Source organism: Thioalkalivibrio sp. ALE16 (genome assembly GCF_000381305.1).
Classification (GTDB): domain Bacteria; phylum Pseudomonadota; class Gammaproteobacteria; order Ectothiorhodospirales; family Ectothiorhodospiraceae; genus Thioalkalivibrio.
The window spans coordinates 46,645-73,013 of record NZ_KB906368.1; the positions used below are offsets into that span (position 1 = coordinate 46,645).

Here is a 26,369-nt window from a genome sequence, read left to right on the forward strand (position 1 = left end):
ACGGCGATCTAGATTCCCCCTTTTCCAATCCGGTAGACGCATCCATGCAGGCAAAATCCTTTCTCCCCCCGCAGCGCACCCTGATGGGCCCCGGCCCCTCCGATGTGAACCCGCGTGTTCTGAGCGCGATGAGCCGCCCGATCATCGGCCACCTGGACCCGGTCTTCGTCGGCATGATGGAGGAGATGAAAGGCCTGCTGCAGTACGCCTTTCAGACCAACAACGCGCTGACCCTGCCGGTCTCCGCCCCCGGCTCCGCCGGCATGGAGACCTGCTTCGTGAACCTGGTCGAGCCGGGCGACAAGGTGATCGTCTGCATCAACGGCGTGTTCGGCACGCGCATGAAGGAAAACGTCGAGCGCTGTGGCGCCACTGCCGTGGTGGTGGAGGACGACTGGGGCGCCCCGGTCTCCCCGCAGAAGGTCGAGGACGCGCTGAAGGGCAACCCGGATGCGAAGATCCTGGCCTTCGTGCACGCCGAGACCTCCACCGGCGCGCGCTCGGATGTCGAGACCCTGTGCCGGCTGGCGCGCGAACACGACTGCCTGACCATCGTCGACTCGGTCACCGGCCTCGCCGGCAGCCCGCTGTACGTGGATGACTGGGGCGTGGACGCGATCTACTCCGGCTCGCAGAAGTGCCTGTCCTGCACCCCGGGCCTGTCGCCGGTCAGCTTCAGCGAGCGCGCGGTGGAACGCATCCAGGCGCGCAGCCACAAGGTCCAGAGCTGGTTCCTCGACCTGAACCTGGTCATGGGGTACTGGGGCGGCGGCGGCAAGCGCGCCTACCACCACACCGCCCCGATCAACGCCCTGTACGCCCTGCACGAATCGCTGGTAATCCTTGCCGAGGAAGGCCTGGAGAACAGCTGGTCGCGTCACTGCCGCCACCACGACGCCCTGCGCGCCGGCCTTGAGGCCATGGGCCTGAGCTTCCTGGTGGATGCCGAGCACCGCCTGCCGCAGCTCAATGCGGTGCACGTGCCCGAGGGCGTGGACGAGGCCGCGGTGCGCAGCGAACTACTGAACCGCTACGGCCTGGAGATCGGCGCCGGGCTGGGACCCTATGCCGGCAAGGTCTGGCGCATCGGCCTTATGGGCTACGGCGCCAACGAGAAGAACGTCCTGCTATGCCTGTCCGCGCTGGAGGCCGTGCTGGCCGACATGGGGGCCGTCACCCCCGGCCGCGCGATGCCCGCCGCCCGGGCCGCCTACGCGCAGCAGGGCTGAACCCACCGATCACCGGTCGCCGCCGCGCCCATGCGCGCTGGCGGCCACTCGAGACCCAACGGGAGGCGCATCATGACGCTAAGTGAACTGCTGCAGTACCTGGATGAACACATGGACGGCGTGTTCCTGGACGGCGACCCTGCCGCGTCGCTGGAAAAGGCGCGCAGCGGCGAACACCGCAACCCCATCGCGGCCGAGGTCCTGGTCGCGCTGATGGACGGGGCCGGCGCCGACAGCCCGGACACCACCCTGGAGCGCGCCGAGGCGGTCAAGGCCATCGGCCCGACCCGCCTGAAGTACATGGGCGATGATGCACCCGTAGAGGGCTTCCGCCTGGTGGAGAAGACCATCGTCACCATCGACGCCGCCTACAACGAAGAGGCGCTCGCCTCCCGCGGCTGATCCCGCCCGCTAAGGTGTCATCCCGGAAACCGCGCAGCGGTTATCCGGGATCTCCGACGCCAGGGCAGATCAGGGCGATGGGGCATCCGCGACGCGGGGATCCCGGCGCTTCGCTGCGCTTCGGCCGGGATGACGAGAGGTGTTCCCCTAGAACAGCCCGGCGAGCCAGAGCACCGCGCCGGCCATCGAGGCCCCGATCAGCGCGCCAATGGCGACGTCGCTTGGATAGTGCAGCGCCAGTACCAGCCGCGAGGCGGCCACCAGCGCCGCGAACGGCACCACCAGCCAGGCCCAGACCGGGAACCACGCCACCAGGACCACGGTGAATCCCACCGCGTGCATGGTATGGCCGGAGGGGAAGCTGAACTCGTCCAGCGGGTCCACCGTCCGCGTGAACGGGCGATCACGGTGGCAGGGCCGCCGCCGGCTGGTGCGTCGCTTCAGCCACTTGTACACCGGCAGCGACGCCAGACCCACCACCGCCATCTGCAGGCTGACCCAAGCCGCCTGCGGCCCGTGCAGCAACGGCAGCACCAGCATCAGCGCATACCAGGCCACCCCGTCGCCCAGCCGGCTCACCCCGCCAAAGAATCCGCTGACGACACGGCGCCGGTTGTAGTGGTTGAACTGCCGGCAGACCGCCAGCTCCAGCTCATCCATCCATTGCAGGACTCGCATCGCGCCCCTCCTTGAGGATTCCCAGACACTGGGACTCGAACTCGGCCACCACCTCGACCCAGTCGAGCCCGCGGGCATGCGCTCGCGCCTGACGGCCCATCTCGCGCCAGGCCTCCGGATCCTGCGCGAGAGCGCCCGCCGCGCCGACGAAGGCGGCGGCATCCTCGGACGCCGTTCCCGTCAGCGGCACCCGGGCGCCACTCACGCCGCTGGTCACATGCTCGTGAGCCGCGGCCGAATCGAAGGCCAGCACCGGGAGCCCGCTCGCCATGGCCTCGATCACCACATTGCCGAAGGTCTCGGAAGTCGACGGAAACAGGAACAGATCGGCGCTGGCGTAGTGCTGTGCCAGGGCCTGGCCCACCTGCTGGCCGGTGAAGATCGCGTCCGGATTGGCCCGCTCCAGCTCCGTTCGCGAGGGGCCATCGCCGACCACCACCAGGCGCGCGTCGGGGCGCGCCGCCTGGATGGCGCGAAAGGCATCCACCACCAGGGCCAGATTCTTCTCCGGTGCCAACCGCCCGACGTACAGCACGACCGGTGTGGCGGTCGCCGCACCCCATTGCTGGCGCAGGCGCGATGACCGCCGCGCCGGGGTGAAACGCCGGGTATCCACGCCCCGCGCCATCACCCGCACGCGCTGGAATCCCTGCGCCGCCAGCGTGTGCGCCAGTGCCCCGGTCGGGGCCAGGGTCACGTCACAGCGGTTGTGGAAACGGCGCAGGACAGCGCGCACCAGCGGGGTCAGCCAGCCGACACCGTAGTAGCGGGCATAGCCGTCGAAATGGGTATGGAAACCCGAGGCGACCGGAATCCCGAGGCGCCGCGCCGCGCGCAGGGCCGCATGCCCCAGCGGACCCTCGGTGGCGATATACACGGCATCCGGGCGGTCCTCCGACCACAGGGCCTGCAGCCGGCGGCGCGCCGGGAGACCCATGCGCAGGCCGCTGTAGCCAGGCAGCGGCAGGCCCGCGAGCAGGTGGTCACACGCCACTGATTCGTCGCCCGCCCCGCAGGGGCGCGCCACCTCGCCCGGCTGGCGCGGGCGGGCGACCTGCACCCGGTGGCCACGCTCGCGCATCCCCTCGACCAGCCGCGCGAGGGTATGCGCCACGCCGTTAACCTCCGGCGGCCAGGTCTCGGTGACCAGCGCCAGATGCAGGCGTGTGCGGCAGGGGCCCGGGGACTCGATGTGCGGTTGCGACCACATGATGAATCCCCGTGCCGCGGCCGGCGCTATGCAGGCGAGCGATCGCTTTCGCGACCAGCTGGCGGTTCCAGTGGCAGGTCCAGCACGCGGACGATGGCCTCACGGGCACCGTCCGCCAGGCTGCGCCGGTCCTGGTCCGCGACTTCCAGCGGCGCCAGAAAATGCAGGTCCACACGCGTCTCGCGGCGGCACAGCAAGCGCCATACGTTGGGGATCAGGCGATCCCCGCCGGAATACGACACCGGAACCGCGCCGTCGGGCGCCCGCTCGTAGGCCAGCGCCACCGGCTGCACCGGATGCCGAGTGCCGGTGACGGCCGCGAACAGGCGCGGGTGGAAACGGCGCACGAACTCGCCCCGGCTGGTGGTCCCCTCCGGAAACACCACGAAGTGGCGGCCCTCGTCCAGGCCAGCCTGCATGGCCTCGACATGGGCGGAGGCCTGGTGCGCACCGCGCTCGATGAAGCGGGTGTCGTGCTGCCGGGCCAGCCAGCCAATGACCGGCCAGCGCGCGATCTCCGCCTTGGACAGGAAGCACGGGTCCAGCGCTGCCCCGATCAACGGGATATCCAGCCAGGAGACATGGTTGGAGACCACCAGCGACGGCCGCCGGGGCGGCTCGCCATGGATCCGGAAACGCACCCCCGCGATCCACAGGGCACGGTCGTACCAGGCCCGGCGGATGCGACTGCGCTCCTCGAAGTCGGCCTCGCGGCGGGCCATCCGCCAGGTCAGCCAGACCCCCGCCAGCATGTGCAGCACGATACGCATCAGCCTAGCCAGTGCCCGCAGTGTTCCGGTCATGTTCCGTTCCTCGGCTTGCAGGCGCCGCGGCGCCCAGGAAGTGCCGATGGTAACGGTCCGGCATGGCGCGCACATCCAGCAAGACGAGCACGTCGGCCACATTGAAATCGGGATCGAAACAGGCCTCGCCGCAGACCCGCGCGCCCAGGCGCAGGTAGGCCTTCAATAGCGGCGGCATACCGCTGCGGCTGGGCGTGCCGTGGCAGATGGTCAGGGCGTTGGGAAGCGGTCGGCGCGGGGTGACCCGCAGGCGCGACGGGGCCCGATGGAACATGCGCAGCCAGGCCAGCTGGGCCGGTGTCTGCTCGGTCAGGGGCAGGCTGGCGCAGCCCATCAGGTAGTCGTAGCGATGGGCATTCATGAAACGGGCCAGCCCGGTCCACAGTGCGTTGATGGCGCCGCCCTGGCGATGGTCCGCGCGCACGCAGGTACGACCGACCTCCAGAGTGCGCCCGGGCAGATTCATCAGCGGGCCCAGTTCGAATTCGGACAGCGAATAGAAACCGCCGGCCGTGCTCGCACTCTCTTCGGTGAGGATGCGCGTGCAGGCCACCACACCGCCCGAACGTCGGTCACGCACCAGCAGGTGATGACAGAAGGCGTCCAGCGGGTCTCGATCCAGCCCCGAGGCGGTGTCCGGCAGCGCTGCGCCCATCTCGCCGGCGAAAACCTCGTGGCGCAGGCGCTGGGCGGCTTCCAGATCCGCGGGGCTGGAAGCCAGATGGACGCGATAGGCAGTTTCGGCATCCGTGGAGGACACGGACAGGGAGCGAGGCGGTGCGGTCATGGTGGCGACCTCCGGTTGAACTGCCCCGGAGACTACGCCGCGCGCTTGACCATCCCGTGTAGAAACGATGACGGTCGGGTGAACCCGCCGTCGGATGCCCACCCGCAGAGGGTGGCATTGGGGGCGGAGGCACCAGCCCCCGCCCCGCGAGGCCGTGCTACGGCAGCTTGCCGGTGTAGGCGCCGGATTCGACCGGCAGGTCCTCGCCTTCCCAGCCCTTGATGCCACCGGCGATATTCACCACGTTGGTGAAGCCCATCTCCTGCAGCCGCTGCACGGACATGGCAGCCCGGCCGCCGGTCGCGCACATCACGGCCACCGGTTTCTCGCGGGCCTCCACCAGGGCGTCGATGCGGTGCGGGGTGTTGGGGTCGGCCGCGCCCTCCAGCAGGCCGCGCGGGACGAGGATGGAATTCGGCGCGTGCATCTTTTCGAACTCATAGGGTTCGCGCACGTCGACCACCAGCCAGTCCTCGCCCGCTTCCATCTTCTCGGCGAGATCCGCCGGGGCAATCTCCTTCACGTTCTTGCGCGCCTCGGCGACGAAATCCATCAGCTTCTTCTCGCTCATTCGAATCTTCCCTTTTGCAATGATCTGGATGTCTTTGTAGGAGCCTGCTTGCAGGCGAAGCCCCTGCCCATGTCGGAGTTTGGCAGGGGCTTCGCCTGCAAGCAGGCTCCTACCACCGGACGCATTCTACCGTGGGTACGTGACCCGGCGTTTCAACCCTGTGAGAACGCGCTGTCCAGCGCCGCAGGGTCAGTCACGGGCGCCTCGCATTGCAGCCCGCGGCAGAGATAGGCACGCACACCCGTCTCCGGCGCGGCCTTCTCCGCCAGCGCAGCGGGCAGGTCGCCGGCATCGGCCGGGATCGCGAGGGCCCATACCGGAGCAGCCTGCGCCCGCAGGCGCTGCTGCCACGCGGGAAGTTCGTCCGCCGCCCCGCGCAGCACGACCAGGGCCGGCGGCTGGTAGTGGATGTCCAGCGCCATCAGCAGGCTCATGTGTCCCACCGGGGCCTGCTCGATCATCGGTCCGGCGTTGGCGAGGGTGCGCTCGGCCGCCTCGATATACCGTGGCTCGGCCAGCATGAACCCGAGCTTCTGCAAGGCCTGCGCCGCGACACCGTTGCCATTGGCCATGGCATCGTCGGAATACACTTTCGGGCGCTGGATCAGCGCCTCGTGATCGCCGGCGGTAAAGAAGAAACCGCCGTGCTCGCGGTCCTCGAATTCCGCCAGCAGGGTATCGGCCAGAGTCACGGCCCAGCCCAGCAGCTCGCTGTCCCATTCAGTCTCCAGCAACGCCAGCGTGGCCTCCAGCAACAGGGCGTGATCGTCGAGATAGGCGCGCGGCATCGCACCGGTGGCCCCCTCGCGCACGCTGGCGTACAGCCGGCCGTCGCGCCACAGGCGCTCGCGCACGGCGGTCATCGCGTCACGTGCCAGGTGCAGCCATTCCGGACGCCCCAGGGCGCGCGCGGCCCGCGCCAGTCCGGAAATCATCAGGGCATTCCAGGCGCCGAGGATCTTCTCGTCCCGGTGCGGTCGCACCCGATCCGCGCGGGCCGTCAGCAGACGTTCCCGGGCCTGATCCAGCCGCCGGTTCACCTCCGCCTCGTCGATCCCCAGCGCCTCCGCGACGGTCGCCGGCGGCACGACCTCGTGCAGATGCCAGCGCCCCTCGAAATTGGCCGGGCCATTGAGCCCCCAGACCCGGCTGGCAACGGCCCATTCGTCCTCCGGCAACAACGCCTCCACGGTGTCCGGATCCCAGACGTAGAAGCGTCCCTCCTCGCCCTCGGAGTCCGCGTCCAGGCTCGAGTAGAAGGCCCCGGAGCCGTCCCGCATCTCGCGTTTCAGCCAGGCGACCGTCTGTTCCACCACCCGCCGCGCGCGAAGATCGCCGCCGGCCGCGCGCTCGGCATAGAGCCCCAGCAGCGGGCCGTTGTCGTAGAGCATCTTCTCGAAGTGCGGAATCATCCAGCGGGCATCCACCGAGTAGCGACAGAAGCCACCCCCCGCCTGATCAAAGATGCCACCCGCGGCCATCGCGTCCAGGGTGCGCCCCAGCATGCGGTCGGCCTCGGCATCGCCATGGCGCGCCGCATGCCAGGCCAGCCACTCGAGCGAGGCCGGGTGCGGAAACTTGGGGGCATCCCCGAAGCCGCCAAACTGCTCGTCGAAGGTCTTCGCCAGTTCCGCGCGCCCCTTGTCGATGACACTGAGCGCCGGGATCGCGCCTCCGGCGGGGCGGTAGATCCGACCCAGCGCCTGCTGCAGCGATTCGTTCTGGCGCTGGATCTCGTCGGGGTGCTCGGCGAGGAAGTCGGCAACCCGCGTCATCAGATCCACGAACGATGGCAGGCCGTGGCGCGGGGTGCTCGGGAAGTAGGTCCCGGCAAAGAACGGCACCTGGTCGGGCGTCAGGAAGACGGTCAACGGCCAGCCCCCGGGACGCTGCGACAGCAGCATATGCGCGTTCTGGTAGATGCGGTCGAGATCCGGGCGCTCCTCGCGGTCCACCTTGATATTGACGAACCGCTCGTTCATCACCGCGGCGGTGTCCGGGTCCTCGAAGGACTCGTGCGCCATCACATGGCACCAGTGGCAGGCGGAGTAGCCGATCGACAGCAGGATCGGCTTGCCCTCGCGGCGGGCGCGTTCCAGCGCCTCCTCGCCCCAAGGGTACCAGTCCACGGGGTTGTCGGCGTGCTGCAACAGATAAGGGCTGCTGGCCCCGGCCAGTCGATTCATCGCGCGACCTCCTGGAAAGTGGATCCGACGACCCGCATGCAGGTGCATGCCGGCGCCCAGCCGGGTAGCATGTGCAGCCGGTTTTTCATCCGCAAGCGCCCATGCCCACACACCCGTTTATCGACCCGGTCGCGCTGTCCATCGGCCCGCTGACCCTGTACTGGTATGGCCTGATGTACCTGGTCGGCTTCATCGCCTTCTGGGCACTCGGCGTCTGGCGCACGCGCACCCGCGGCTGGGACCCCCTGCACCCCTGGCAGGTCGGCGACCTGCTGTTCTGGGGCGTGGTCGGGGTCGTGGTCGGCGGACGGCTCGGCTATGCCCTGTTCTACAACCTGGACGCCACACTGGCCGACCCGGTGAGCCTGTTCCGCATCTGGGAAGGTGGCATGGCCTTCCACGGCGGACTCGCCGGGGTGCTGGTCACCTGCTGGCTGTATGCCCGCAAGATCGGCCAGCCGTTTTTCCGCCTGACCGACTTCATCGCCCCGCTGATCCCGATCGGCCTCGGCGCCGGCCGCATCGGCAACTGGATCAACGGCGAACTGTGGGGCAAGCCCACCGACCTGCCCTGGGCCATGGTCTTCCCGGCCGCGGACTACATCCCGCGCCACCCGTCGCAGTTGTACCAGGCCTTTCTCGAGGGGCTGGTGCTGTTCGTGGTGCTGTGGATCGTCTCGCGCCAGCCGCGCCGCACGGGCCTGATCTCCGGGCTGTTCCTGACGCTCTACGGCGGCTTCCGCTTTGCGATCGAGTTCGTCCGCGTGCCCGACGCCCACATCGGTTACCTTGCCTTCGACTGGCTGACCATGGGCCAGGTCCTGAGCCTGCCGGTTATCCTGTTCGGCGTGGCCCTGATCGTCTGGTCGCGGCGCAACCCGCTGCCCGCAGCCCGCCCGGCCCCGGAGGCCTCCTGAGATGCAGCAATACCTCGATCTGGTGCGGCACATCCGCGACCATGGCACGGATCGTCCGGACCGCACCGGTACCGGCACGCGCTCGGTGTTCGGCTACCAGATGCGGTTCGATCTGGCTGACGGCTTCCCGCTGGTAACCACCAAGCGCACTCACCTGCGCTCGGTGATCCACGAGTTGCTGTGGTTCATCGCCGGCGACACCAATATCCGCTACCTGCGCGACAACAAGGTCCGCATCTGGGACGAATGGGCAACCGAGGACGGCGACCTGGGCCCGATCTACGGCGCCCAGTGGCGCAACTGGGCCGGCCACGACCAGTTGGCCGAACTGGTCGACAACCTGCAGAACCGGCCGCATTCCCGGCGCCACATCATCAGCGCCTGGAACGTGGCCGATCTGCCCGACGAGTCCGTCTCGCCGCAGGCCAACGCGGCGGCCGGGCGCATGGCGCTGGCGCCCTGCCACACCCTGTTCCAGTTCTACGTGGCCGACGACCGCCTGTCCTGCCAGCTCTATCAGCGCAGCGCCGATGTCTTCCTCGGGGTGCCGTTCAACATCGCCAGTTACGCGCTGCTGACCCACATGCTCGCGCAGGTGGTCGGCCTGAAGCCGGGCGAATTCGTGCACACCTTCGGCGACGCCCATCTCTACCGCAACCACCAGGACCAGGTCGAAGAACTGCTCGGACGCGAGCCGCTGCCGCTGCCGACCCTGCACCTGAACCCCGACGTCACCGACCTGTTCGCCTTCACCTTCGACGACATCGAGGTCCGCGACTACCAGTCCCACCCCCCGATCAAGGCCCCCATCGCCATCTGACTCCGCTACCCTCGCAAATGGATACCGGCAAGGAAGCCGAATGAAGATCAAGGAACTGATCAGATGCCTGGAACGCGATGGATGGGTTCAGGTTCGACAAAGAGGCAGCCACCGCCAATTCAAGCATCCAACGAAGCCGGGACTTGTAACCGTGGCGGGAAAACCTGATCTGGATATTCCCCCCGGAACACTGAACAATGCGCTGAAACAGGCGGGTCTCAAGGACAAAAACCCGAGGAGGCGATGATGAACTACACCGTGATCATCGAGGAAAGCGAGGATGGTTGGGGTGCATATGCGCCCGATCTACCCGGCTGTATGGCCTCGGCGGCCAGCCGCGAAGAGGTCGTAACCCTAATCCGGGAGGCCATCAAGTTCCATCTCGAAGGCCTCCGGGAGCAAGGGGAGCCCATTCCCGAGCCGCACTGCCAGAGCGAAATCATTCAGGTCGACGCCGCCTGACCCATCCGCGATCGGACTATCTCTACATGCGCCAACCCGAGATCCACCTGATGGTCGCGCTCGATCCGGATCACGTGATCGGGCGCGACAACGACCTTCCCTGGCATTTGCCGAAGGACCTGCAGCACTTCAAGCGCGTGACCAACGGCCACCCAATGATCATGGGGCGGCGCACCTTCGAGTCCATCGGACGACCGCTACCGAAGCGGCGCAATCTGGTCCTGACCCGCCAGTCGGACTGGCGCGCCGACGGCGTCGAGGTCTACCCGGATCTGGACGCGGCCCTGGCCAGCATCGAGGCGGGCCCGGCCTTCGTGATCGGCGGCGCGGGTCTGTTCGAGGAGGCCCTGCCGCGCACCGACGTGCTGCACCTGACCCGCGTGCACGAGCGCCACGCCGGGGATACGTACTTCCCCGCGATCGACCCCACGGACTGGGACGTCGTCTGGTCCGAACACCACGAGGCCGACGATCGCCACGCCTGCCCCTTCACCTTCGAACGCCTCGAACGCCGCACCCGCTGACCGCTCTCCGGCGCCCTTTTTGTTCACCACGAAGCACACGAAGGCACGAAGAAAAGCTAGGTCAAAAGCAAAAAGCTTGAACAGGAAGAAAGGAAGTCAGGAAGGATTCTGAAATGGGTCTGTGCCTGCGGCGCGGGCCTGCGCACGCCGGTTCGCCCTGATTCACATCATCCTTCAAATCTTCTCATCTTCCTGTTAACGCCCTTGACCTAGCTTTTCTTCGTGCCTTCGTGTGCTTCGTGGTGAATACAAAGGGGTTCAGCGGCCGCCGAAATGGGGGATCAGGCGGCCCGGCAGCAGATGCACCAGGATGAAGCCGAGCATCGCGGCAACCACGATGGTCGGGCCGGTCGGCGTGTCGTACTGGAAGGAGCCCCACAGACCGGCCCCCACTGCCAGCATGCCGATGATGCCGGCAAGGATCGCCATCTGCTCGGGGGTGGTAGCGAAGCGCCTTGCACTGGCGGCCGGGATGATCATCAGCGCGGTGATCAGCAACACCCCGACGACCTGCATCGCCGCGGCGATCACCAGCGCGATCAGCAGCATCAGGCCCAGCCGTACCAGCAGCACCGGTACGCCCTCCACCTGTGCCAGCTCCTCGTGCACCGTGAGCGCCAACAGCGGGCGCCACAGGACGATCAGCAGCAGCAGGGCCACGCCGCCGCCAATGGCGATCGACAGCAGATCCCCGGTCCCGACCGCGAGGATGTCGCCGAACAGGTAGGCCATCAGGTCCACCCGCAGGCCCTCGATGAAGGTAACCGCCACGATCCCCAGCGACAGCGCGCTGTGCGCGAGGATCCCGAGCAGCGTGTCCGCGGCCAGTTCCTGGCGGCGTTGCAGCAGTACCAGCAGGATCGCGATGGCCACGCATACCAGCGTGACCATCAGGTTCAGGTTCAACCCCAGCAACACCCCGAGGGCCACGCCGAGCAGGGCCGAATGCGACACGGTATCGCCAAAATAGGCCATGCGCCGCCAGACCACGAAGGCCCCCAGCGGCCCGGCCACAGCCGCCACCATCAGGCCCGCCAGCAGCGCGCGCACCAGGAAGTCGTCGAGCAGCCCTTCCATCATCGGGACCCGCCTCCGCCGGGGCCTGACGGCCGACCATGGGCACAGCCGGAGTGATGCTCATGCACCTCCCCGGCCACGTCATGCACGTGGTCGTGATCGTGCCGGTAGACGCCGATGCCCTGCATGTCCGACTCCGGGAACAGGCGCTGGTATTCCGGGTGCCGCGATACTTCTTCCGGCCGCCCGGTACAGCACACATGCTGGTTCAGGCAGATCACCGCATCCGCCCCCGCCATCACCAGGTGCAGGTCGTGCGAGACCATCAGCACCCCGCAACCCGTCTCGTGGCGGATATCGTCGATCAGCTTGAACACCTCGCCCTGGCCGGCGATATCCACCCCCTGAGCCGGTTCGTCCAGCACGAGCAGGTTCGGTCGATTGAGCAGCGCGCGGGCGAGCAGTACCCGCTGCATCTCTCCCCCGGAGAGCGACTGCACGGGCTTGTGCAGCAGGTGCGGCACCCCCACCCGTTCGAGCCGTTCCCGCAGCACCGCCTCCGGGGCCCGCTGGCGCAGGGTCAGGAAACGCCGCACCGACAGCGGCAGCACCGGCTCGATCTGCAGGCGCTGCGGCATGTAGCCGATGCGCAGGCCGCGTCGGCGCTGCACCCGCCCGTGCCCCGGCTTCCACAGTCCCAGCAGTACCCGCAGAAGGGAGGTCTTGCCGGCGCCATTGGGGCCGATCACCACCGTCACCTCGGCCGGGCGCACCTGCACCGTCACGTGGTCGAGGATCACCCGTCCGGAACGCTCCAGCGAGACGTCGCGGGCCGCCAGCAACGGGGCGGCATCGTTTTCCGGAGCGGCTGCCCGGGAGGGGATTTTTTCAGGCATATTGGTATACTATAACGTTATTAGACCCGATGGAGAATCCGCCCATGCGTCCCGCCGACCGGCGTCCGAATCGTCTCGCCCTGTTGACTGCCCTGGCACTGTTGCTGGCACTCGCTGCACCGGCCCAGGCCGAAGGCACGCGTATCGTCGCCTCGATTCTACCGGTCCACAGCCTCGTTGCGGCGCTGGCGGGGGACACACACGAGGTCGAGCTGCTGGTGCCGGCCAGTGCCTCGCCGCACGGTTACGCTATGCGGCCCTCCGAGGCCCGGCGCCTGCAACAGGCCGACATCGTGGTCTGGGTCGGTCCGGAACTGGAAGGCTTCCTTGAACGCTCGTTGCAAGGGGTGACCAACCGCGCGACCGTGATCAGCCTGTTGCACGACCTGGACCTGCCCCTTCTGGAGGGGCGCAGCGGTGGCGTCTGGGAGGGCCATCACGACCATGGCGACCATGGCGACCACGCGCACGACGATCAGCCTCACGACCACCACGGGCATGGCGAGCGCGGCGATCACCACGAAGCGCTCGACAGGCATGAACACGACCACGCTGACCACGAACACGGGGACCACGCACACGCCCATGACACGCATGCCCCCGATGCACACGGATCGGGCGATCATGGGCACGGCGGCCATGACCACGATCACGGGCATGCGCATGGCGATGTCGATAGTCATCTGTGGCTGTCGCCGGCTGTGGCGACGGCCGTCGTCGAACAACTGGCCGACCGCCTCGCGGAACACGACCCGGACCAGGCCGCCACCATCCGCGACAACCGGGATCGCCTGCTCCAGCGAATCGAAGACCTGGATGCCGGGATCGCCGAGCAACTGGAGCCGGTACGGGACCAGCGCTTCATGGTGTTCCACGACGCCTACCAGTACTTCGAGCGGCACTACGGCCTGAACGCGGCCGGCTCCATCAGCGTCGACCCGTCGCGCATGCCCGGGGCGCGCCGACTGTCCGAACTGCGCACGCGCCTGGCCGAGGGCGATGTCACCTGCCTGTTCACCGAACCCCAGTTCCGCCCGGCCCTCGCCGAGACCGTGGTCGAAGGTACGGACACCCGACTCGGCATGCTCGACCCCATCGGGGCGGAACTGGAGCCGGGCCCGGATGCCTGGTTCGACCTGATGCAGGGCCTGGCCGACGGCTTCACCGACTGCATGGCGGCGGACGCTCGCTGATCGCCACACGCCCCGCATCCGCCATCCCGGGCACCGCGCAGCGGTGACCCCGGAGCCTCGCGCCTCGTGGTACCTCCTGCGCCAGAGATCCCGGCTCTACACTTCGCTACGGCCGGGATGAGCCAGGCCAGCGGCGCGGATGCCCCGACGATCAGAGCAGGACCAGGCCCCAGACCAGTGCCGCCAGCAGGAAGCTGACCAGCACGGCGGCCGAGGCAATATCCTTGGCCCGCGCCGACAACGGGTGATGCCCGTCGCCGAAGCGGTCGATCGCCGCCTCCACCGCCGAGTTCAGCAGTTCCACCACCAGGGTCAGCAGCACGCTGCCCGCCAGCAATGCGCGTTCGACGCCATCCTGCCCCAGCACCATCGCCAGGGGCAGGAGCACGACCGCCAGCGCCAGCTCCTGGCGAAATGCGGCCTCGTGACGGAATGCCTCGCGCAGCCCGCGCCAGGAATACCCGAAGGCGTGCCACACCCGACTCAAGCCGCGACGCCCGCTATGCGCCATCGGGTTCGTCCCCGGTCCGGACGACCGAACCTGCCGGCGGGTCCGCGATCGCCACCCGGTTGCGACCCTCGCGCTTTGCCCGGTAAAGCGCCTCGTCGACCCGGCGCAACAGGTCACTGCGCGGTTCGCCAAAGGTGAAGGCCGCCACCCCGAGGCTGATGGTCACGCGGCCCACCTCGGGGAAGGCATATTCGGCCACGCGTGCGCGGATCGATTCGGCGACCCGTGCACCCGCCTCCGCGTCGTCCCCCGGCAGCAGGACCATGAATTCCTCGCCGCCCCAGCGCCCCAGCACATCCGAAGCGCGCAGACGCTCGCCCGCCACCCGGGTGACGTCCTGCAACACGACATCCCCGGTGGCATGGCCATAGGTATCGTTGACGGCCTTGAAATGATCAAGATCGAACATCACTAGGGAAAAGGCCTGTCCATAGCGTTCGGCACGCCGGAGTTCGCGGTCCAGCAGGCTTTCGAAGTACCGCCGGTTGGCGACACCGGTCAGACGGTCGTAAAACGCCTGACGCTCCAATTCAGCCTGATTGCGCTCCAGCTCCATCTGCGTGGTCTTAAGTTCGGTGATATCGACGGCGGTGCCCGCGACTCGGGTAACGTGACCCTCCGGATCCGTCACCGGATAGCGGTGGACGCGCACCCAGCGTTGCTCCCCATCCGGCCGCCGGATCCGGAAAGTCTCGTCGGTCCGGGCATTCCACAGTGGCTGCGCCAGAAAAACGGATTCCACCCGTGCCCGGTCCTCCGGGTGCACCGCCTCCAGCATCGCCGCCGGATCGCGCAACAGATGTTCACGACTGTAGCCCCAGACCCGCTCGTAGGCCGGGTTCACGTACAGGATGGAGTCCGCGTCCTGGAGCCAGAAGACCTCGTTGACCGAGCCGGCCAGCTGGCGGAATCGCTGCTCACTCTCGCGCAGGGCCTCTTCGACCGCCTTGCGCTGCGAGATGTCGCGCAGGATGGTGGAGATCTGTCGCACATCCCCGTGGCCATCGCGGCGTACGACAATCACCTGCGACACTGGCACCTCCCGACCCTGGGCGTCGAGTATCGCGGTCTCCCCTTCCCAGACCCCGTCCCGCATCGCGACGGGTGCGGCCTCCTGAAGGATCTGGTCGGCCGCCCAGGGCGGGTGGAACCGCCGAATCGCGGTCTCCAGAGAGCCCGTTTCGGCCGGCAGATCGCGGCTGTTCCAGCCGCCTTCGGGATCCCAGGGCTCCCCGGAGGACAGGGGCAGGCCGAACAGACGCCGCCCGGCACCATTCAGGAACAGCATGTTGCCGGCCGGGCCGTGCATCGCGACCACGTCCGGAGTGGACTCCAGGATGCCGACCAGCCGGCGCAGGTTCTCCTCCAACGCGTGGCGTTCCGTCACGTCCTGCACGGTCCCCATCATGCGACAGGGTTTGCCCCCTGCATCGTGTTGCGTCGATCCGCGTGCATGGACTACGCGCTCGCGCCCGTCGGGGCGCACGATCCGGAAATGGATGTCGTACTCACCACTCTCCAGCGAGGCCTCGACCGTCGCGGCCACGCGATCGCGGTCGTCCGGGTGCACGGCCTGCAGGAATCCCGCGTAGTTCGCCTCCTGATCTTCCTTGCGCAGACTGAAGAGACGGTAGACCTCGTCCGACCAGTGTGTGCGATCGGCCGCGATGTCCCAGACCCAGCTCCCCATGTGCGCGATGCGCTGTGCCGCGGCAAGCTCCTCGCCCCGCGCGCGCAGGGCGTCCTCCATAGCTACCTGCTCGGAGATGTCGATCATCACCCCGTGCCAGACGATGCTGCCATCCGGGCGCGGTGCCTCCGGGGTCGCGCGACCCTCGACCCAGAGCGTCCCGCGCAGTGGATGACGTACGCGATAACGGACCTGCCAGGGGCCCATGGTGCGCGCCGACTCCTCGATGCTCGCCTGGATACGCGGAAGGTCGTCTGGATCGACCCGGGCAAAGGCGGCATCCGCGTCCTCCTGGATGAGATCGGGAGAAACCCCGTACACCCGCTGCGCACCCTCGCTGACAAACGGGAATTCATGACGACCGTCCGGATACAGCCGGTACTGGTAGATCGCACCCGGCAGATGACCGGTCGCCTTCAGCAGGTGGGCCTCGCGCTCGCGCCGGGCCGTCTGGTCCTGGAACGAGACCACGGCGCCGTCCACCCGACCGGACACGTCGAATGTGGGTGCGGCAAACACACTGACCGGGAACAGGCTCCCGTCGGTGCGCACGAAGTGATCATCCCAGGCCTCCAGTGGCCTGCCCGTCTCGAGGACGCGGTAGATGGGACAGGCCTCCGGCGGGTAGGGCGTCCCATCTGTCAGCACGTGATGGTTGGTCGAATGCGATTCCTGCCCCAGGGCATCCAGCTCCCGTTCGAAACCCAGCAGACGGCAGGCCGCCGGATTCAGGAAGGTGTAACGGCCATAGCGATCCAGTCCGAATACGCCTTCGGCAAGGCTTGCCAGCAGGCGCGTCTGGAACGCCTCGGCCGCGCGCAGCTCGGTGATGTCCTCGATCACCCCGTCGAACACACACTGACCGTCCGCATCCTCGGTCCGGTAGGCGGTAATCCGGGCGCGGAAGGGGCGCCCCCGCAGCGTCTTCAGATCCACCTCGCGTCCGACCACCCGCCCGTACGCCGCCAGATCGCGACTGAGCGCCGTCCGCTCGGCAGGGTCCCGGTAGAGCTCGCGGACCGGCGTCGATCGCAGCTCGGTCTCGGTCGCGGCCTCGAACAGCTCCACCATCGCCGGGTTGAGCCGCACGAAGCGGCCCTCCGGCCCCGGTGTATTGCGGTAGACGCCCACCGGCAGCCGGCCGAACGCCACCCCGTAGAACTCCAGCTCGCGTTCGTAGCGGCGGGTCTCCGAGACATCGTGGATGATCGAGTAGAGGTAGCGCCGGCCGTCCAGCACCACCGGACCCGAATACACCTCGACATCGCGCACGTCGCCACCGCAGACGCGGTGCCGGAAGCGGAAGAACCGGCGCTCCTCGCGCGCCGCCCGGGCCATCTCGGCGCGTACCTCGGCCGCCGACAGCGTATTGATCTCGTGGATATGCATCGCCTTGAGCCGCGCGACCGAATAGCCATAAAAGGCCTCCGCGGCGGGGTTGGCATCCACGATGGCACCGTCCTCGGGATCGATCAGCAGCTTCGGCGCGGTATTGGCGGTAAAGGTCTGCTCGTAGACCCGGGCCGCGGAGTCGCCCGGCTCCCGGCGCTGCACCGTGGCCAGCCACCCGTCCGGATCGGGCGCCAGCACGACCGTGCAGGCCATCGGCGCTACACCTCGATCACCCGGGGCCGCAAGCTCCAGGTCCAGGGTGACTTCGCCCGCTCCGGCGCGGGCCAGCGCATCGCGCAGGGCCTTGCGCGCGTCCTCGGGGACACACTCGGCCAGCGACTGTCCCTCGAGATCCTCCGGGGCACAGCCCAGCCAGTCCGCCAGGCGCGCGTTGGCGGCCCGCACGCGACCGTTCGCGTCCAGATACAGCAACCCCACGGCCGCGCGATCGAACAGACCGTCACGCCCGGATTCTGCCGGCGCGTCCCCCGCTCCGGCTCGGCGTCCATGGTCGTTCAATCGCGTCGCACCACCTGATTCCGCCCGGAGTGCTTGGCCCGGTACATCGCGTCGTCCGCGCGCTTGATCCAGTCCTTGATCGCCTCGCCCGGGCGACATTGGGCCACCCCCAGACTGATGGTCACCGACCCCACATGGGGCAACTCCAGCGCGGCCACCTGGCGCCGCAGGTCCTCCGCCAGGCGACAGGCCGCCTCGGCCTTCGTGCTCGGGAGCAGGACCATGAACTCCTCCCCGCCCCAGCGACCCAGCACATCGGCCTGGCGCAGCCGATCGCTCGTGGTGGCGACCACGCGCCGGAGCACCTCGTCCCCGACATCATGGCCATGGGTGTCGTTGATCCGCTTGAAATGGTCCAGGTCCAGCATCACCAGCGAGCAGGGATCTGCATAGCGATCGGCGCGCCGGGCCTCCTGTTCCAGCAGGGCCTCGAAGTGGCCGCGATTGGCCGCATCGGTCAGCGGATCGTAGAAGGCCTGGTGTTCCAGCGCCGCCTCCAGCTCCTTCTGCCGCGAGATATCGTGAAACATGGCGACGTAGTACTCGATCGCCCCGTTGGCATCCCGGATCGCGGTCACGATCTCGTGCAGCGGGAAGACGCGGCCGTCCTTGCGCCGGTTCCATACCTCGCCCGACCAGTGCCCCTGCTCGCGCACGGCCCGAAACATCTCCTCGTAGAAGCTGCGGTCCTGGCGGCCGGAGTTCATGATCCGGGGGTTCCGGCCCAGCGCATCGGCCTCGGTGAAGCCGGTCAGCTCGGTGAAGGTGGCGTTGACACGCTGGATCGTCCCCTCGACGTCGGTGATGAAGATCGCCTGACTGCTGTCGAAGGTCGCCGCCAGCAGGCGCTGCTCGCGCTCCAGCTGGTGACGCTCGGTGATGTCCTGCACCGTCCCGATCATGCGCAAGGCCCGGCCGTCCTCGGCGAATTCGACGTAGCCGCGCTCGTGCACCACGCGTTCCTCGCCGCCGGGGCGCAACACGCGATGGATGGTATCGAACGTTCCTTCCCCGGCCATCGCCGCATCCACCTCGGCCTGGATACGGTCGCGATCGTCGGGATGGACGGACTGCATGAAGGCCTCGTGCGTCCCGCCCCACTGGCCGCGACGCAGGCCGAAGATCCGGAAGACCTCGTCGGACCAGCGAATCTCGTTGCGCACGAAGTCCGACACCCAGTTGCCGATGTGGGCAATCCGCTGGGCCTCGGCCAGTTCGCGCTCGCGCAGATGGAGCGCCTCCTCGGCGTGCACTCGCTCGGAGATATCCAGGATCACGCCGTGCCACAGCACACTGCCGTCGTCCAGGGCCTCGGGGCTGGAATGCCCTTCCAGCCAGATCTCGCCACGCTCGGGATGACACACCCGGTAGCGCTGGCGCCAGGGCGCCAGGCAGCGCATGGACGCCTCGATGCTCGCCCGCACCCGATCCACGTCCTCGGGATGGATCACCTCGAAGACACAGCGGGCGTCGCGCATCACCGCCTCGGGCGTGACCCCGTAGATATCCACGATCCCCTCGCTGGCATACGGGAACGCCGCATGCCCGTCCGGGAACTGGCGGTACTGATAGATCACCCCTGGCAGGTTCTGCGCGATCTTCTCGAGGTGACGCTCGGTTTCCACCCGTGCGCCCACGTCCTGGTAGGCGCCGATCAGCTCGATCACCGCCCCCTGGTCGTCCCGGATCGCGGTGACCTGGTCCTCCAGCCACTGCCAGTGTCCGCCGGGCATGCGCTGGCGATAGTTCAGGCGACAGAAACCGCGGGCGCCTTCCGCCAGCCAGCGCTTGACCTGGCTTGCGCAGCGCCGGTAATCCTCGGGGGCGAGATGGGTGACGAGCCAGTCCGGCTCGCGCGTGATCTGCTCCGGGCTCCAGCCGGTCACCGTCTGTACGTTGCGGCTGAGCCAGGTCATGGTGCCCAGGTCCGACGGGTCCATGGTATAGATCACCGCCGGGCTGGCCCGCAGCAGGGTCTCGGTGCGCTGCTCGGCCGCCTTGCGCGTGCCGATGTCGGCGACCACCACGAGCAGGGCCTCGGGGCAGTCCTCCGTGGCGGGGATACGGCTGGTCGTCATCTCCACCCAGCGCACACCGCCCGCGGCATCCAGCAGACGCACCTCGAAGCAGCAGTTGTCACACTCGCCTTCGAGCAGGGCCTGGCGGTGGGCATCGCACCGTTCACGGTCGTCCGGCAATACGCGCGCCCGCAGGGGTGCATCCGCCAGTTCGGCCGGGTCGCAGGCCAGCAGCGCGCCCAGCCGCGGATTGGCGCGCAGGATGCGCCCCTCGGTATCCATCTCGGCCAGCCCCACCGGCGCATGTTCGAACAGCGCCGCATAGCCGTGGATGGCACAAATCTCGCTCATTGGATTGCATTCCTTGCCCGTCTTGGTCTCTCTTGGCGGAGACTTGATCGACACACGCTCGCGGTGCCGGCTGCCCTCGGGCCTGACAGTGCTTGAGTAGACTGAATCCAGAAACTACCAGATGCCGAGTCTGGTTTCTGCTTGACCCTACAAAATCGCGATTACTGCCGTGCAAAACGAGAACGCCCCCGGCGAGCGGGGGCGTCTCGAGCGGGGCGCCGAAGCGCCCTGGGTGGATCCGACCCTAGCCGTGAGTCCCGGTCCGGGGCGCGCTTTCGCCTCCCTCGTCGGTGGGCTGGAACACCACATCCAGCGCCTTGGCCGCGGCCACCTCGTTGAAACGCCGGTTGGGCAGCGTGTGCGGGGCGGCCTTGATGGTCTCCATGTCGTTCTCCGACTCGGCCAGGATGCAGGCCATCGCCTCGACGAAGCCGTCCAGCGTCTCCTTCGATTCGGTCTCGGTCGGCTCCACCAGCAGGCACTCCGGCACCAGCAGCGGGAAGTACGTCGTCGGCGCGTGGTAACCGTGGTCCAGCAGGCGCTTGGCGACGTCGCCCGCGGTCAGGCCGCGTTCCTTCGCCTGCTTCTTCAGCGTGACGATGAACTCGTGGGTGGCGCGGCGCTTGGGATAGGCCAGATCGAAACCGGCCGCGGCCAGTTCCCGGGCCAGGTAGTTGGCGTTCAGGGTAGAAAACTCGGAGACCCGCACCATGCCCTCGCGGCCCAGCATGCGCATGTACACATAGGCGCGCAGCAGCACGCCGGCATTACCGGCAAACGCGGACAGGCGGCCGATGCTCTGCGGGCGGTCGGACTCCTCGGCAAAACGGTAACCGCCCTGCTCCGCTTCGATCACGTGCGGGATCGGCATGAACGGCAGCAGGCGCTCGGAGACGCCCACGGCACCGGAACCCGGACCACCCCCGCCATGCGGCGTGGAGAAGGTCTTGTGCAGGTTCATGTGGATCACGTCGAAGCCCATGTCCCCCGGGCGCACCTTGCCAAGGATCGCGTTCAGGTTCGCGCCGTCGTAGTACAGCAGGCCGCCGGCGTCATGGACGATCTTCGCGATCTCGGAGATCCGCCGCTCGAACACGCCCACGGTGGACGGATTGGTCAGCATGATCCCGGCCGTCTGCGGGCCCACCGCGGCCTTCAGGGCCTCGATATTCACGTCGCCGGTCTCGTCGGTGGGGATCTCGCGCACCTCGTAGCCGCACATGATCGCGGTGGCCGGGTTGGTGCCGTGCGCGGCGTCCGGGACAATGATCTCGCGGCGCTCGGTATCGCCGCGGGCGTCGTGGTAGGCGCGGATCATGGCCACGCCGGTGTACTCGCCCTGGGCACCCGCCATCGGCGCCAGCGACACGGCCTTCATGCCGGTCACTTCCTTCAGCATCTCCTGCAGCTCGAACATGGTCTGCAGGAAGCCCTGGCTGTGGCTGGCCGGGGCGTGCGGATGCCGGTTCAGGAATCCGGGCAGCATCGCCAGGCTGTTACAGGCGCGCGGGTTGTACTTCATCGTGCACGAGCCCAGCGGGTAGAACTCGGTGTCGATGGAGAAGTTCTTCTGCGACAACCGCGTGTAATGCCGCACCACGTCCAGTTCCGAGGCGGCCGGCAGACCCGGCGCGGACTTGCGCTGCAGGTTCGCGGGGATACGGGTCGCGGCATGCTCGCGCGGCGCCTGGGCCACGGCCGAGCGACCGGCGCGGGAACGTTCGAAGATCAGATGGGCGTCTGTGGTGCTCATAGCGGTTTCTCGCTTGCATATTCGGGTGACGACGGCCGAGCTGGGGCCCGGCCGCCGGCGGCGCAGTGGTTCTCCGCGCCGGTTACTGGGTCGGGCTCAGGTTGGCCCGGTCATCCAGGGCCGCGAACGCGGCGTCGTAGTCCGGCTCGTCGCCGATCTCGGAGACCAGCTCGGCGTGCATCACCAGATTGTCGGTATCCAGCACGACCACGCCGCGGGCGGTGATCCCGGCCAGCGGGCCGTCCTGGATCAGCACGCCGTAGTCCTTGGCGAAATTGCGATCGCGCATCATCGACAGGACGGTCACGCGCTCGAGGTTCTCGGCGGCGCAGAAGCGGCTCATCGCGAACGGCAGATCGGCGGAGACGATCAGGATCTCGAGATCCGGACGGCTGGCCACCATCTCGTTGAACTTCTTGGTGGAATCGGCGCAGACCGGCGTGTCCAGGCTGGGCACGATGGAGATCAGCTTGCGCTTGTCGCCGAAGTCGGCCAGCGAGACATCCTGCAGATCCTTGTTGGTCAGCTTGAAGTCCGGGGCCGGCGAGCCCACATGCGGCAGGTCGCCGTTGGTGTTGATCGGGTTACCTTGCAGCTTGATTTCGGCCATGGTTGCCTCCCGGCGTTGTGTGTATGGCGCGTGGGGTCGTTGACCCGGGGAATCAGACCGCCTCAGGCGGCCTGCTCCCACGTGGTCACGTACTGCTCGAGGTCGGATTCGGTCTTGGTCTCGGTGGCGCAGGCCAGCACGCAGCCATCCAGCTGCGCGTAGTCGCGGCCCAGCTCGAAGCCCGCGAGCACGCCGGCGTCGGCCATGGTCTGCACGCGGCTGGCGGCATCGCCGCCGAAGTCCAGCGCGACTTCGTGGAAGTATTCGCCGGTAAAACGCGGCTTGATGCCCTTGGCCGCCAGCTTTTCCACCAGTGCGTGGGTGTTGGCATAGCAGGCCTCGGCCACGCGGGTCAGACCCTCGTCACCCAGCATGGACATGTGGATGGTCGCGGCCGTCACCACCAGGCCCTGGTTGGTGCAGATGTTCGAGGTCGCCTTGGAGCGGCGGATATGCTGCTCGCGCGCCTGCAGGGTCAGCACGAAGCCGGGCTTGCCGTCGGCATCCTCGGCGCGGCCGACGATCCGCCCCGGCATCTGCCGGATGTGCTTCTTCAGGGTGGTCATGAAGCCGAAGTACGGCCCGCCGGAGGACAGCGGCGCCCCCAGTGGCTGGCCCTCGCCGACCACGATATCGACGCCGTTGGTGCCCCACTCGCCCGGCGGCTTCAGCAGCGCCAGCGAGACCGGGTTCACCACAGCGATCACAGGGATGCCGCGCTCCTCGGCCCAGCCGGTCAGGGCGTCCACGTCCTCGAGGATGCCGAAGAAATTCGGCTGGCTGATCACCATGGCGGTGACGTCCTCGTCGGCATACGGCGCCAGGGCGTCCACCGGGGTCTGGCCGGTGGTCTCGTCGAACGGCAGCTCCACCAGCTCGATGCCCTGGTTGCCGATCAGCGTCCTGACCACCTTGCGGTAGTCCGGGTGCAGGGCGCCCGGCAGCAGCACGCGCTTGGCCTTGGAGCGGCGGTTCACGCGCACCGCCATCAGCACGGCCTCGGCCAGGGCGGAGGCGCCGTCATAGAGGGAGGCGTTGGAGACCTCCATACCGGTCAGGCGGCTGATCATGGTCTGGTATTCGTAGATCAGCTGCAGCGTGCCCTGGCTGGCCTCCGCCTGGTAAGGCGTGTAGGCGCTGTAGAACTCGCCACGGGTGGCGATCTGCCACACGGCGGCCGGGATATGGTGCTCGTAGGCACCGGCCCCGATGAAATTCGATGGCATGCCGTCCTTCGCCGCCCGCTCCTGCATCAGGCGGGTGATCCCCATCTCGTTCTCGCCCTCGGGGATCCCCGTGAGCGGCGGCGAGCGCAGATCGGCGGGGATCTCGTCGAACAGGTCCTCGACGGATTCGGCACCGATGCGGTCGAGCATGGCGCGGATGTCTTCTTCGGTATGCGGGATAAACGGCATGTCAGGTCTCGCTTTCGCCGATTGCGGCGAACTTCGGTTGGGTCCCGGCCGGACGCGGCCGGGACCGATGATGCACAGTTACGCTCAGGATTCGGCCTCGACGTGCGCGGCATAGGCATCCGCGTCCATCAGGGCGTCCAGCTCACCGGCATCGGAGGGCTTCACCTTGAACAGCCAGCCGTCCTCGAAGGGGGACTCGTTGACCTTCTCGGGGCTGTCCGCCAGGTCCTCGTTCACCTCGGTCACCTCGCCGGAGATCGGCGCATAGATATCCGAGGCGGCCTTGACCGATTCCACGGTGGCACAGGCCGAACCCGCCTCGATGCTGCTGCCCGCTTCCGGGGCCTCGACGAACACCAGATCACCCAGCAGTTCCTGCGCGTGATCGGTGATGCCCACGGTCACGCTGCCATCGGCCTCGCTGCGCACCCACTCGTGGCTCTTGGTGTACTTCAGGTCCTTCGGTGCTTCGCTCATGACGTCTTCCTTTTTCGTTTGGATCCCGCCTGCGCAGTGTAGTCCGGCACACGCGGCATGAGGCAATAATTCGTTAGCGATTCAGTTCGATCTGCGGCTCGCCATTGCGGACGAACACCGGCTTCACCACGCGCACCGGCAGCTTGCGGCCGCGAATGTCCGCGTGCAGCTCCTCGGCCTCGACCCCGGCCGGGATCCGCGCGAAGGCGACTGACACCCCGAGGCTGGGCGAAAAGCTGCCGGAGGTGACCACGCCGTCGCCGGCCTCGGTCTCGATGCGGGTGCCGCCGCGCAGCACCCCGCGCCCGTCCAGTACCAACCCGACCATGCGTTCCGGCACGCCCTCGGCCTTCGACCGCTCGATCGGCGCGCGGCCGATGAAATCGCGTTCGGCATCCTTAAGCGCGATGGTCCAGCCAAGGTTCGCGGTCAGCGGATTGGTCTGGTCGTCCATGTCCGTGCCGTAGAGATTCATGCCGGCCTCCAGGCGCAGGGTGTCGCGCGCGCCGAGACCGATGGGGTGCACGCCGGCGGCCTTCAGCTTCTCCCAGAAACCGTCGGCGGCCTCGGCCGGCAGCATCACCTCGAAACCGTCCTCGCCGGTGTAGCCGGTGCGGGCGACGAACCAAGTGTCATTCCAGACCGCGGAGAACGGCTTGAGATCCCCGGCACTACGCAGGTCATCCGGCAGCAGCGGCAGGGTCTTCTCCACCGCCTGCGGGCCCTGGATCGCGATCAGCGCGAACTCCGGGCGCGGCTCGACGTTCACATCGAAATCCTTCGCGACCTTCTGCATGTGGGCGATATCGCCCTCGGCGGTAGCGGCATTGACCACCGCGCGGTAACTGGCGCCCCCGGTCCAGTAGATGATCAGGTCATCGATCACCCCTCCGGCCTCGTTCAGCATGCAGCTGTACAGCGCGCGGCCCTCGGTCTTGAGCTTGGCCACGTCGTTCGCCAGCAGGTAGCGCAGGAAGGCCTGCGCCTGCGGGCCATGGATATCCACGACCTGCATGTGCGAGACGTCGAACATCCCTGCGGATTGGCGCACGTGCTTGTGCTCCTCCATCTGGGAGCCGTAGTGCAGCGGCATCTCCCAGCCGGCGAAATCGACCAGCTTGGCCCCCGCGCGCTGATGCGCGGCATGGAGCGGAGTTGTCTTCAACGTCGTCATCTGATTCTCGCCTTGCGTCCGTTTCGTGGTCGATTCGCCGGCAGCCGCCGGTGGAACCGCGAGGCCCGGTCGCCGTGCGCCGGGCATAAAAAAAGGGGCGGCCAGCAGGGATAATCTGCCAGCCGCCCCTCTGTCCTGAAACCTGAGAGTTTGCGTCGCGTCAATCCGATTCCGGACTGCGTGACCGCCCCCTTCGGTGGGCCGTTTCCGGCCGCTCTCCAGAGTGTGTCTCCTGCACCGTTCCGGTCCTGTAGCCTGAGCGATTCCGGGCGGATGTTGCGCCTTCGGCGTCTGCCAATCGACTCGCGATCGCAGATCTCTTCCAGAACGGTGTGCGGGCATTGTCGGGCACCCGCAGACGAAACTAATTGTAGACCAAAATATCTCCGGCGCGAAAGCCCGGACGCCCGGCGGCGACTTTCCGGGTGGAGCACCCGAGCGCGCCGCGCCCCCACCGCATGCCACTGGCACCGTCATTGCGTACATGGACGCCCCCGGTTTGCCAAGCGTTTGAGTGATGGTTTCGGGGCGACGATTGCTCCCGTACATTCGGACTGCGTGTGCGGCTTTCATTCGCCACGGTCCCGGATGGATTCCGCGGGTGGAGGGTCCCAGCGAGGTCACGCACTCGAGGTGCTTCGCAATGATCGGACTGGCCCCCACCGGGATCGCTCCCGTTGCCATCATGCTCAATCGCTTGCGCAATCGAGGGTTGGGTACGTAATAACGCGTTCGCTTCTCCGTTTTTGTAGGCTTACGCGGCG

General features: G+C 67.7%; 24 protein-coding genes and 2 riboswitches. Of the genes, 8 read left to right on the plus strand and 16 right to left on the minus strand.

Annotation, left to right across the window (positions count from 1 at the left end; translation table 11 throughout):
* The first annotated feature begins 44 nt into the window (after positions 1-44).
* Both F627_RS0111915 and F627_RS0111920 read left to right on the plus strand, forming a co-directional pair.
* A complete protein-coding gene (locus F627_RS0111915; RefSeq protein WP_026280250.1) occupies positions 45-1,229 on the plus strand; it encodes an alanine--glyoxylate aminotransferase family protein in 1,185 nt (394 codons plus the stop codon).
* 72 nt (positions 1,230-1,301) lie between these two features.
* Complete coding sequence (locus F627_RS0111920; protein ID WP_018867840.1) at positions 1,302-1,631, plus strand: hypothetical protein; 330 nt, start codon at positions 1,302-1,304, stop codon at positions 1,629-1,631.
* Positions 1,632-1,778: 147 nt separating this feature from the next.
* Here the strand turns inward: F627_RS0111920 and F627_RS0111925 are convergent, their stop codons facing one another.
* The 6 genes from F627_RS0111925 to F627_RS0111950 all read right to left on the minus strand — a co-directional run bounded on the left by F627_RS0111925 (position 1,779) and on the right by F627_RS0111950 (position 7,866).
* Entirely contained in the window at positions 1,779-2,309 is a 531-nt protein-coding gene (locus F627_RS0111925) for a phosphatase PAP2 family protein (protein ID WP_026280251.1), read from the minus strand.
* The gene (locus F627_RS0111930; RefSeq protein WP_019584139.1) at positions 2,284-3,519 is read right to left on the minus strand and encodes a glycosyltransferase family 1 protein; all 1,236 of its coding nucleotides are present in this window, start codon (positions 3,517-3,519) and stop codon (positions 2,284-2,286) included. The genes F627_RS0111925 and F627_RS0111930 overlap by 26 nt, the downstream gene beginning before the upstream one ends.
* 26 nt (positions 3,520-3,545) lie before the next feature.
* Positions 3,546-4,289: a 1-acyl-sn-glycerol-3-phosphate acyltransferase gene (locus F627_RS0111935; protein ID WP_019584140.1), complete on the minus strand. Its 744-nt coding sequence runs from the start codon at positions 4,287-4,289 to the stop codon at positions 3,546-3,548.
* A 4-nt stretch (positions 4,290-4,293) separates the two neighbouring features.
* A complete protein-coding gene (locus F627_RS0111940) occupies positions 4,294-5,109 on the minus strand; it encodes a GNAT family N-acetyltransferase (protein ID WP_018867844.1) in 816 nt (271 codons plus the stop codon).
* A gap of 157 nt (positions 5,110-5,266) precedes the next feature.
* The gene (locus tag F627_RS0111945) at positions 5,267-5,680 is read right to left on the minus strand and encodes a rhodanese-like domain-containing protein (protein WP_018867845.1); all 414 of its coding nucleotides are present in this window, start codon (positions 5,678-5,680) and stop codon (positions 5,267-5,269) included.
* A 152-nt stretch (positions 5,681-5,832) separates the two neighbouring features.
* Positions 5,833-7,866, minus strand: coding sequence for a thioredoxin domain-containing protein (locus tag F627_RS0111950; RefSeq protein WP_019584141.1), 2,034 nt, complete (start codon positions 7,864-7,866; stop codon positions 5,833-5,835).
* 101 nt (positions 7,867-7,967) lie between these two features.
* On the opposite strand from F627_RS0111950, the gene lgt reads away from it, so the two are divergent.
* Genes lgt through F627_RS0111970 form a run of 5 tightly spaced genes read left to right on the plus strand, consistent with a single transcriptional unit; the run spans position 7,968 to position 10,589 of the window.
* A complete protein-coding gene (lgt, locus tag F627_RS0111955; RefSeq protein ID WP_019584142.1) occupies positions 7,968-8,783 on the plus strand; it encodes a prolipoprotein diacylglyceryl transferase in 816 nt (271 codons plus the stop codon).
* Between the two features lies 1 nt (position 8,784).
* On the plus strand, positions 8,785-9,603 hold the full coding sequence (locus F627_RS0111960; protein WP_018875823.1) for a thymidylate synthase: 819 nt from the start codon (positions 8,785-8,787) through the stop codon (positions 9,601-9,603).
* 40 nt (positions 9,604-9,643) lie between these two features.
* Positions 9,644-9,850 carry a type II toxin-antitoxin system HicA family toxin gene (locus F627_RS16615; RefSeq protein ID WP_018867849.1) on the plus strand — a complete coding sequence of 69 codons (207 nt, stop codon included), beginning with the start codon at positions 9,644-9,646 and terminating at the stop codon, positions 9,848-9,850.
* A complete protein-coding gene (locus F627_RS0111965; RefSeq protein WP_018867850.1) occupies positions 9,850-10,065 on the plus strand; it encodes a type II toxin-antitoxin system HicB family antitoxin in 216 nt (71 codons plus the stop codon). The genes F627_RS16615 and F627_RS0111965 overlap by 1 nt, the downstream gene beginning before the upstream one ends.
* Before the next feature lie 26 nt (positions 10,066-10,091).
* Positions 10,092-10,589 carry a dihydrofolate reductase gene (locus tag F627_RS0111970; protein ID WP_019584143.1) on the plus strand — a complete coding sequence of 166 codons (498 nt, stop codon included), beginning with the start codon at positions 10,092-10,094 and terminating at the stop codon, positions 10,587-10,589.
* A 258-nt stretch (positions 10,590-10,847) separates the two neighbouring features.
* Here F627_RS0111970 and znuB read toward each other — a convergent pair whose 3' ends face one another.
* Together znuB and F627_RS0111980 are read right to left on the minus strand one after the other, a co-directional pair.
* Positions 10,848-11,669 carry a zinc ABC transporter permease subunit ZnuB gene (znuB, locus tag F627_RS0111975; protein WP_019558241.1) on the minus strand — a complete coding sequence of 274 codons (822 nt, stop codon included), beginning with the start codon at positions 11,667-11,669 and terminating at the stop codon, positions 10,848-10,850.
* On the minus strand, positions 11,666-12,448 hold the full coding sequence (locus F627_RS0111980) for an ATP-binding cassette domain-containing protein (protein ID WP_019558242.1): 783 nt from the start codon (positions 12,446-12,448) through the stop codon (positions 11,666-11,668). Before F627_RS0111980 ends, znuB begins: the two co-directional genes overlap by 4 nt.
* Positions 12,449-12,546: 98 nt before the next feature.
* Between F627_RS0111980 and znuA the strand changes: the two genes are divergently transcribed.
* A complete protein-coding gene (znuA, locus tag F627_RS0111985) occupies positions 12,547-13,695 on the plus strand; it encodes a zinc ABC transporter substrate-binding protein ZnuA (protein WP_019558243.1) in 1,149 nt (382 codons plus the stop codon).
* A 151-nt stretch (positions 13,696-13,846) separates the two neighbouring features.
* Here the strand turns inward: znuA and F627_RS0111990 are convergent, their stop codons facing one another.
* The 8 genes from F627_RS0111990 to gcvT form a co-directional block, all read right to left on the minus strand.
* Positions 13,847-14,206 (minus strand): diacylglycerol kinase, encoded by a 360-nt coding sequence (locus F627_RS0111990; protein WP_042835232.1) that lies wholly within the window; start codon positions 14,204-14,206, stop codon positions 13,847-13,849.
* Positions 14,196-17,807: a PAS domain S-box protein gene (locus F627_RS0111995; RefSeq protein ID WP_019584145.1), complete on the minus strand. Its 3,612-nt coding sequence runs from the start codon at positions 17,805-17,807 to the stop codon at positions 14,196-14,198. The genes F627_RS0111990 and F627_RS0111995 overlap by 11 nt, the downstream gene beginning before the upstream one ends.
* On the minus strand, positions 17,804-20,176 hold the full coding sequence (locus tag F627_RS0112000; protein WP_018875830.1) for a PAS domain-containing protein: 2,373 nt from the start codon (positions 20,174-20,176) through the stop codon (positions 17,804-17,806). Before F627_RS0112000 ends, F627_RS0111995 begins: the two co-directional genes overlap by 4 nt.
* Before the next feature lie 244 nt (positions 20,177-20,420).
* Entirely contained in the window at positions 20,421-21,929 is a 1,509-nt protein-coding gene (gene gcvPB / locus F627_RS0112005; protein ID WP_019584146.1) for an aminomethyl-transferring glycine dehydrogenase subunit GcvPB, read from the minus strand.
* 82 nt (positions 21,930-22,011) lie between these two features.
* Positions 22,012-22,539: a thiol peroxidase gene (gene tpx / locus F627_RS0112010; RefSeq protein ID WP_018867859.1), complete on the minus strand. Its 528-nt coding sequence runs from the start codon at positions 22,537-22,539 to the stop codon at positions 22,012-22,014.
* Between the two features lie 62 nt (positions 22,540-22,601).
* Entirely contained in the window at positions 22,602-23,954 is a 1,353-nt protein-coding gene (gene gcvPA, locus F627_RS0112015) for an aminomethyl-transferring glycine dehydrogenase subunit GcvPA (protein ID WP_018877894.1), read from the minus strand.
* An 84-nt stretch (positions 23,955-24,038) separates the two neighbouring features.
* Complete coding sequence (gcvH, locus tag F627_RS0112020) at positions 24,039-24,431, minus strand: glycine cleavage system protein GcvH (protein WP_018867861.1); 393 nt, start codon at positions 24,429-24,431, stop codon at positions 24,039-24,041.
* A 73-nt stretch (positions 24,432-24,504) separates the two neighbouring features.
* Entirely contained in the window at positions 24,505-25,605 is a 1,101-nt protein-coding gene (gcvT, locus tag F627_RS0112025; RefSeq protein ID WP_018881526.1) for a glycine cleavage system aminomethyltransferase GcvT, read from the minus strand.
* 120 nt (positions 25,606-25,725) lie between these two features.
* Positions 25,726-25,837, minus strand: a riboswitch (glycine riboswitch).
* Position 25,838: 1 nt separating this feature from the next.
* Positions 25,839-25,940: riboswitch (glycine riboswitch) on the minus strand.
* Positions 25,941-26,369: the final 429 nt, after the last annotated feature.